We start from the raw sequence: 8,165 nt of genomic DNA on the forward strand, positions 1-8,165 counted from the left end.
GCACCCGGGCGAGCAACCGCCTGCGGCGCATGACACGCGCGCCCGCGACGAACAGCGCCCGGTGGAGGCGGAATCGACGGCACGCGAGCAGGCCGCACCGGCATCGGCCGAGCGCGCCGGCGAGCGGCCGACCGCCCAGCACGCCGCCGAACAACGCCCGGCAGAGCCGGAAACCGCCGCACAGGAACCACGCGCCACCGAACAACGCCCGACGGAGCCGGAAACGGCCTCCCAAGAACCGCGCACCGACGAGCAACGCGCGACCGAGGCGGAGACGGCCGCGCACGAACACGCGCCGGCGGAACTGGGAACCGCCACGCAAGAACCACGCGCCACCGAACAACGCGCGACCGCGGCGGAAACAGCCGCACGCGAACACGCGCCGGCGGAACCGGAAACCGCCGCGCGGGAGCAAGAACCACGCGTCAGCGACGATGCGGCGCGCGACCACGGCACTGCTGAGCCGGGAACGACCAAGCAGGAACCGCGCGCCGGTGAGGAGCCGGCGGCTGGGCGCGTCGGCGAGCAACGCCCGACGGAGCCGGGGGCTGAGCGCGCTGCGGAACAGCGGCCGGCGGAGTCGGAAACCGCCACGGGCGAACAAGAGTCACGCGCCAACGACGACTTGGCCGAGCAGCGCGCAGCGGAACCTGAACAGCCCGAACCTGTCAGGCAAGAGCCGCACGACGAGCACCGTGACGCGGCCGCCGACCGAGCACCCGACTACGGGCACGCCGAACCCCACGAGCCCTACCTCGACGACGGTGACTTCCACACCGATGATCCCGCTGGGATCCGGCGGGTCGAGGACACCTTCATGGACTCCGGGCGGCAGAGCCTGGAGGACGGCGAGTGGCGGCACGAACAAGTCCGCCGCGAGGCGCTCGGCAAGCGCGACGAGCACCATCCCGGGATGTCCGACGACGGGGCTTTCGCCGTCCACGCCTACACGCGGTACGAGATGGTCGGGCCGCTCAACCGGGCGCTGCGGATGGGTGGCCCCGAGCTGGTCGACCTCGCACCTCAAGCCGGGGCGCTCGTCTCCGGGCTGAACGAACTGCCGCCGCACGTCGGGACTGTTTCGCGGCGGGTGGACTTCGGGGGGAATCCCTCGCGGCTCGAGGCGTTCATCGCGCGGTTCCACGACGGGGCGCACATCACCGAACCGTCGTTCCTCAGCTCGTCGAAGATCGACGCCGATCAGCCGCGCAGCAGGTTCCCTGGCGAAGTCGAGATGCGGATCCAGTCGAAGACCGGGCGCGATGTCGAGTCGATGGCGAGCATCGGGCACGAGCGCGAGGTCCTCTTCAAGGCCGGGACGCAGTTCAAGATCACCGGCGTCGAAGAGGGGCCGGGGCACCCCAACCACAAGCCGAAGCCTGAGCCCGGGCAGCCGCACTACGTCGTGCACGCCGAGGAGATCGCGCCCGGGGATCCGCGGCACCTGGGGCCGGACGAGGCTCGCCACGCCATCGAGCAGCGGCGGGCCGACGAGCGCGCCGACGAGGAACGCTTCCAGCGCGAGGCCGACGAAGAGCTCGAGCAGTTCTACGCCGAGCACCCCGAGCTGCGGCCGGGCGACATGTCGAAGCTGACCGCCTTCGACGATCCGAACGCCGCGCCGTTGCCCGAGCGGCCGCCGCCCGCGACCGGGGAGCCGGACGGGGGATGGTCGCGGCTCGCCGAGCCGCTGACGCCGGGTGGGCAGCCCGTGCTGCACGCCGGGTCGGTCGAGACCCCGCAACAGCACGCGAGGCTCGTGCGGGACGCCGTTCCCGAGCTGGGCGCGGTCAACACCCGCAACCACTACGGCCCGGACGCCCTGCAGAACGGCTTCCGGACCAACGCCGCCGAGTCGATGGTCGCCTTCGAACGGCGGATGAACGGCGAGGACGTCGTCGCCGGGCCCGCTCGGCAGCAGAGCCTCGGCGAGCTGGGCGAACAGCTCGGTGGGCAGTGGCACGGCCGGGGCAGCTTCGACGACGTCGCCCGTGACCTCGGGGAACGTCCCGTCGGCGCGCGGACGGCCGTCGCCTTCGAGACGCCGAACGGCGAGACGCGGCTGGTCGCCGGCGTGCACACCGAGCACGGGGTGCTCTTCGCCGATCCCGTGACCGGGCGGCTCGCCGAGCTCCCGCACGACGCCAGCGGCATCCACGCCATGCCGCTCGGCGGCGGCGACGCGCCTCCGGTGCACCACGAGGGCATCTCCGACCGGCTCAACCCGACGACCGAACGGGTGCCGCACGACGAGGGCTACCTCTTCGACGGCGAGCACCGGGGCACCCCGGCCGACCACGAAAGCATCCGCCGCGCGGTCGGTGACGAGGACATCTACCAGCAGATCCACGACCGCGCGCTGGACCGCCGGGACGCCGCGGGGCTGCCGCTCACCGACGAGGGCGCCGTCGCGCTCCACGGCTACACCCGCGGCGAGTACGCCTACGACGTCAACGAGGCCCTGCGCCGCGGCCCGGACCACCCCGGGTTCGACCTCGCGCACGAGAACACCCGCGCGATCATGGACGGCCTCAACCAGGTTCCCCGCACGTCCGGGGAGAGCATCCGCGGCATCGACGTCGGCGGCGATCCGCGGCTGGCCGAGCTGGTCGCCGGGCCGTACGAGCCGGGGGCGGTCGTCGTCGAGCCCGCGTTCTCGAGTGCGTCGATCAAGACCGGCGAGCTCTCGACGTCGAAGTTCGGCGACGACGTCGAGCTGCACGTCCGGTCGGACAACCTGCGCGACATCTCCAAGCTCGCCGAGAACCCGGGCGAGCGTGAGTCGCTTTCCCCGCCGGGCACCCAGCTGCTGGTGCACGAACGCCGGCTCGAGCTGACGCCGGACGGCCGCCGCAAGTGGGTCATCGAGGCCGAGGAGATCGGGCCGGGGCACCCGCGCTACCTCGATCCCGAGGCGGCGCAGCGGAAGATGGCCGAGCGGCGCGCGGAAAACGACCACAACGCGGCCGAGTTCGAGCGCCGCAGGCAAGCCGCGCTGATGGAGCGGCTCAACGGCTTCGACGAGCCCGAGCACGTCGCGCCGTCGCCGGAGCAGCCGACCGTCCACGACACCGTCGACGAGACGCCGGCCGAACCGGTGCCGGCCGCCGAGCCGGGGCCGGACTACTCGCGGCTGGCGCGCTCGACGAACCCGCCCGCCGAACCGGCCATCCACGCCGGCGGGACGACGCCGAGCGAGCGCGCGGTCTACGTCCAGGACCGGCACCCGCACCTGCGCGACGTCAACCCGGGCTTCCACCAGCCCGGCGCGCTCGAAAACGGCTACATGTCGAACTGCACGCGCGGCCCCCAGGCGTACCTGGACCGCATGCGCGGCGGCGACATGACGGCCGAGCCGATCCTGCTGCACGAAATGGGCACCCGCGGCACGCTCGAACACCTCGAAGGCCGGTTCGGCGAGACGTTCTCCGCGCGCGGCAGCTACGACGACGTCATCCGCGAGATGCGGGAGCGGCCGCTGGACCACCACGCCGTGGTCGCCGTGAAGTACGACGGCCCGAACGGCGTCGTGTACGGGCACGTGGCGATGGTCGTGCACACCCGCGACGGCGTCGCGTTCATCGACCCGCAGTCCGGCGACCTCATGCACCTGCCGCAACCGCCGAAGAGCATCAAGCTGATGCACGTCGGCACGCCAGACGAGGTGCACCTCGGGTCCGACCACGTCACCGGCGACCACGGCGGGTACGGGACGGCGGCCCCGCACGACGCGTTCCTGGCCCGCGACGACGTCGCCGCGGCGCTCGACGGGCACGCGGACGCCGACTACATCCGCGCCCACCTCGCGGAACACCCCGGCCTGGTGCGGGTGCTGGCCGACCCGGGCAACGACTACCTGACGCGCTCGCTGCTGGACAACCCGAAGACACTGGCCAGCCTGCTGAAGCACCCCGAGGCGATCCCGATCCTCGAGGACGCGGTCCACGAGGTGAACGAGCGCGGCTACAGCGTGATCGACGATGTCGAGCGGTCGGGGGTCGAGCCGTTCGACCCGACGCCGGAGCAGGCGCAGATCTCCGACGGAGTCACGACGATCGTCAACGAGACCGAACGGGCCTTGCGGCTGCACGCGAGTTTCGACCTGAGTCGGGCCGGTGATCCGGAGTACTGCCGGCAATGGGTCGCGGAAGAGCGCGAACGCTGGCCCGAAACCCAAGGCACGCTCAACCGCATCACCGAGCGGATCGCCGGCGAGACCGACGGCCACCCGGGATTCCGGCCGGAGCCCAAGGACGATGTCCGGGCGCTGGCGAAGATCGCGAAGTACGGCTGGGACGGTTCACGGCTGACCGACCTGGTCGGCGCGAAGATCCAGTTCGAGCGGGTGGCGGACATGTACCGGGCGCTCGACGCGGTGCGCGGCGATCCCGAACTCACGATCGTCAAGTTCTCGGATCGGCTCGCCGAACCACAGGACAGCGGTTACCGGGATCTGCAGCTCAACGTCCGGCTGCCGAACGGGCACGTCGCCGAACTGCGGCTGCACCTGACGCACATCGACGAGGTCGCGTCCTACGAGCACGCGCTCTACGAGGTGCGCCGGGACTTCGAGACCTTCAGCAAGAAGGAGGGCCGCGAGGGCTTCCTTTCCCCGGAAGAGGCAGCCCTCGACGCGGCGTTGACCGAACAGGTCCGAGACCGTTTCGGGGACGCGTTCCGGCGGGGACTGACAGCCGAGGAGAGCAGCTGATGGCCGTTCGGACACCGATGTACTACAAGTACTACGCCCAGACCTACCGGATCGACTCGACGCCCGGCGGCGGCTTGGCGGGCACCCTCCTCGATCTGCGGACCGGATTCTTCGTGCCGGACAGCAGCCACATCCGCGAGGTCATGCGAGCCACCACCGATTCGAACATCGACGGTCCCCTCAGCGAAGAGAAGTTCGTTCACGAGACGGAGATCGAGCGGAACCACTACCTGTCCGGCGACGGCCCGATCTTCGCGCTCTACGAGACGATCAACGGGATCGACAACGCAGCCTTCCGGGAAGGACGCCGCCGGACCCAGCAGGAGACCGCGCTGGTTCGCGCGTTGCAGAAGCGGACCTTCAAGATGTGGGAAGACGAAGCCGCCCGGATCGCCGCCGGTGAGCCGCCGTCGTTCACCGTGACGAGCCGGTTCAACGCGGGGCAATGATTCACGTGGAACAACGACTTTCGCCGGACGAGCAGCGCACCCTCCTGGTGCAGCTGGGAAAGCTCCTGCGCGACCACCGGGTGGACGCCGCCGGGCCCGCCGTCGTCGACTTCCGGCAGGTCGGGGCGCACCGCGAACTCGACGGCCACAACGCGACGACGTCGGACGCGCTCGGCGAGCTCTTCGCCCAGCTGCGCGAGGGGATGTACACCGAAGACCGCGGCACCTGGCTGCAGGCGCGGTTCACACTCGACCCCGACGGCACGTTCGACTTCGACTTCGCCCGCGACGACGACCCGGTGTGGACCGAGCCGCCGCCCGCGGCCGCCTACCCCGACGAGCTCGCCGCGTTCCCGCGCGCCGACGAGCACATCCCGGACTGGTGGCGGCTGCGCGCGCAACTACCGCTCGGCCTCGAGTTCCGGCACGCCGAGATCGGCGACCCGGACGTCGAGCGGCCGCCGCTGACCGACACCGAGGTCCCGCTCGTGCTGCAGTACCTCGAGCGTGAAGCCGTCGTGCACGAAGACGCCGACCAGCGCTTCCACAGCGACGGCACCTGGATCTGGTCCGAGGCGGTGCCGCTCCTGCTCGCGAAGCACGGCGTTCCGCCCGAACCGGACCTGGTGGCGCACATCCGGCGCAACCACTTCCAGCCGCCGTACGTCGAGCCGCTGGTGCGGCGGACCGCCGAGGCGGACCTGCGGGGCGAGCCGCGGCCGAAGCCGGGCCGGGCGGACGTCAAGAAGACCGCCGGGGACGCCGTCGCCGAGCTGGAGACGACGCCGGATCCGAAGCTGGCCGACGAAGAGCTGCTGATCGTGCTGGTCCAGCGGCTCGGCGAGCACGGCGTCTGGCCCGAGGCCTACCGGGTCGGGGACCGCGCGGACGGGACGTGGTGCCTCAACTTCACGCCCGGCGGCTGGGAGGTCGCCGCCTACGCCGGAGGCAAGTCGCGCGAGCCGAAGTACTTCGACCGGCTCGAAGACGCCGCGCAGCAGCTGCTGGGCGCGTTGCTGCTGCACCCCGCGCGGATGACCGCCGGCCACGAAACACCTCTCGAGACGGCCAAGGAGCTCGACGACTGGCCGGTGCACCCGGCTCCGGGTGAGCCTCCCCTCACCCTGCTCCGCAACAAGCGCATCACCCGGCTGGTGGCGGGTACGGTCGTCCTGCGCTTCGGCGAGGAACCCGGCAACCTCGTCCACCACGGGGAGGTACGGTTCGCCACGACGTCGCTGCCGCTGGAACGTGAGCGGGAACGGCGGAGCTACCGGCTGAGACGCCCGCTGCACGTGATCACCGGCATCACGGTCCCGTGGGCGAACCTGCCGGGTGGCGCGGTGGCCTTCGTGCTGCCGAAGACGATCGCCGAGCACGAGTCCGACGGAAGCCTGGAGAGGATCGAGTAGGTGGAAGCGGCGGAAGCGATTGCGAAGGTCGGCCAGTGGCTGCGCGCGGTGCACGGTCCGGACGTCTCCGGTCCCGCCGGGCTCCGGGTGGACACCGAAAAGGTCCTGCGCATCCCCGAGGGCTGGTCGGTGCCCTACAACACCATCGCGTTCCTCGACGAGGGCCGGCCGGAGAAGGAGATCTTCCCGCCGCCGTCGGTCGTGGTCCGCGAGCCGGACGGCGAGCTGCGCCAGGCGCACCCGCACCCTGGCGGGCTGTCGGTGCCGGTGGCGTTCCCCGGCCAGGAGAACTGGCGCGAGGTCGTCGACCCCGAGTACGTGAAGGCCGGGCTCGGTGAGCTGGGCGTGCCGCTGCAGGCGGTCGCGGGCTGGGTGAAGGTCGACGCCGAGGGCAACCAGACCGGCGAAGAGCGCGAGAACCCCGAGTACAAGGCCGGGCCGATCCGCCGCGGCTACCCGAAGCCGGAGAACACCCTCGAAACGCTGCTGTCGTTCGGCAGCGTCGGCTGGCTGACCCGGGAGCTGCTGCTCATCGGGCTGATCCGGTGCGAGGTGTTCGTCCCGCTCGACCTGGAGACCGGCAAGACCGACCGGTTCTACTTCGCCGAGGAGCGCAACGAGCTCAAGGTGTTCAGCTCGACCCGCCACCTGCCCTCGCGCGAGCACGGCTGGTGGAAGGTCGATGTCGCCACGCTCGCCGAGTTCGAGCACCCGCCGAACCTGGTCATCAACGGCGGCCCGACGACCATCGAGGACGTCTCCAGCGGCGAGCTCGCGGAGATCGTCAAGCGGTTCCCGCGCCACGAGCCGCGCATCGACGTGCACGGCCGCTGCCCGGAGGCCGAGGAGGACCTGATCCGCGTCGCCGCCGACACCGCGTCGCGGATGGGGCTGCCGGATCCGGTGAAGCCGCCGCTCAAGGCGGCCGAGAAGGCCCGCCGCCGCGGCTTCGAGCTGACCGCGGAGGAGTGCGCGAAGACCGTGCTCGGCGAGTCCTGGCTGAAGCGGCTGCAGATGCCCGAGCCGCCGCGGAGCAAGCCCAACGACCTGCGCGCGAACGGACTGGCCCCGGCCTACGACAACGCCGGGCGCACGGTGCCGCGGCTCGACACGTTCGGCAAGTACCCCGAGCGCGACCTCGACGGCTTCCGCTACGGCTGGCAGCGCGTCACGGGCGCGTACGTCGGCTTCGCGCTCGGCGAGGCCCTCGGCGCGGCCGTCGACCGGATGATGCTGCACGACATCCACGCGAAGTACGGCATCGAGGGCGTCACCGAGCTGCTGCCGGCGTTCGACCAGGTGGGCCGGATCGGCTCGCTGACGCAGCGGCTGCTGTTCTACACCGAGGCCGTCGTCCGCAGCCCGCACCGCGAGCAGCCGGAGTCCCGCGAGGCCGAGCAGCTCTTCCCCGGCGTCGTCCGCGGGGCGCTGCAGCGCTGGCTGCGCACCCAGGGCGCGCCGATGGAGAACGCGGACGGCTGGCTCGTCCAGGTCCCCGACCTGCACGCCCGCCGCGACGCCGACGACGCCGAGCTCAACGCCTACCACCAGCTCGCGACCGAGGCGGCCGGCGCGGCGCCGCTGACCGGCCCG

6 protein-coding genes are annotated in these 8,165 nt (G+C 71.7%); 4 read left to right on the forward strand and 2 right to left on the reverse strand.

Translation table 11 applies throughout. From position 1 onward, the window contains the following. Positions 1-529, reverse strand: a 529-nt coding sequence (locus G3I65_RS08175) for a hypothetical protein (protein ID WP_160695550.1), incomplete at its 3' end; no start/stop codon positions are given. A gap of 78 nt (positions 530-607) precedes the next feature. Further along, the gene (locus G3I65_RS08180; protein WP_163046655.1) at positions 608-907 is read right to left on the reverse strand and encodes a hypothetical protein; all 300 of its coding nucleotides are present in this window, start codon (positions 905-907) and stop codon (positions 608-610) included. Between G3I65_RS08180 and G3I65_RS08185 the strand changes: the two genes are divergently transcribed. From G3I65_RS08185 to G3I65_RS58730, 4 genes are all read left to right on the forward strand, one after another. After that, positions 818-4,711: a toxin glutamine deamidase domain-containing protein gene (locus tag G3I65_RS08185; protein ID WP_160695552.1), complete on the forward strand. Its 3,894-nt coding sequence runs from the start codon at positions 818-820 to the stop codon at positions 4,709-4,711. The genes G3I65_RS08180 and G3I65_RS08185 overlap by 90 nt on opposite strands. Next, positions 4,711-5,160 carry a hypothetical protein gene (locus G3I65_RS08190; RefSeq protein ID WP_160695553.1) on the forward strand — a complete coding sequence of 150 codons (450 nt, stop codon included), beginning with the start codon at positions 4,711-4,713 and terminating at the stop codon, positions 5,158-5,160. The genes G3I65_RS08185 and G3I65_RS08190 overlap by 1 nt, the downstream gene beginning before the upstream one ends. Further along, positions 5,157-6,572, forward strand: coding sequence for a TNT domain-containing protein (locus G3I65_RS08195; protein ID WP_166639807.1), 1,416 nt, complete (start codon positions 5,157-5,159; stop codon positions 6,570-6,572). Before G3I65_RS08190 ends, G3I65_RS08195 begins: the two co-directional genes overlap by 4 nt. After that, the coding region (locus G3I65_RS58730; RefSeq protein ID WP_160695554.1) for a YrhB family protein at positions 6,573-8,165 on the forward strand (1,593 nt) is incomplete at its 3' end.

The sequence above is a fragment of the Amycolatopsis sp. SID8362 genome, from assembly GCF_010550475.1.
GTDB lineage: Bacteria > Actinomycetota > Actinomycetes > Mycobacteriales > Pseudonocardiaceae > Amycolatopsis > Amycolatopsis eburnea.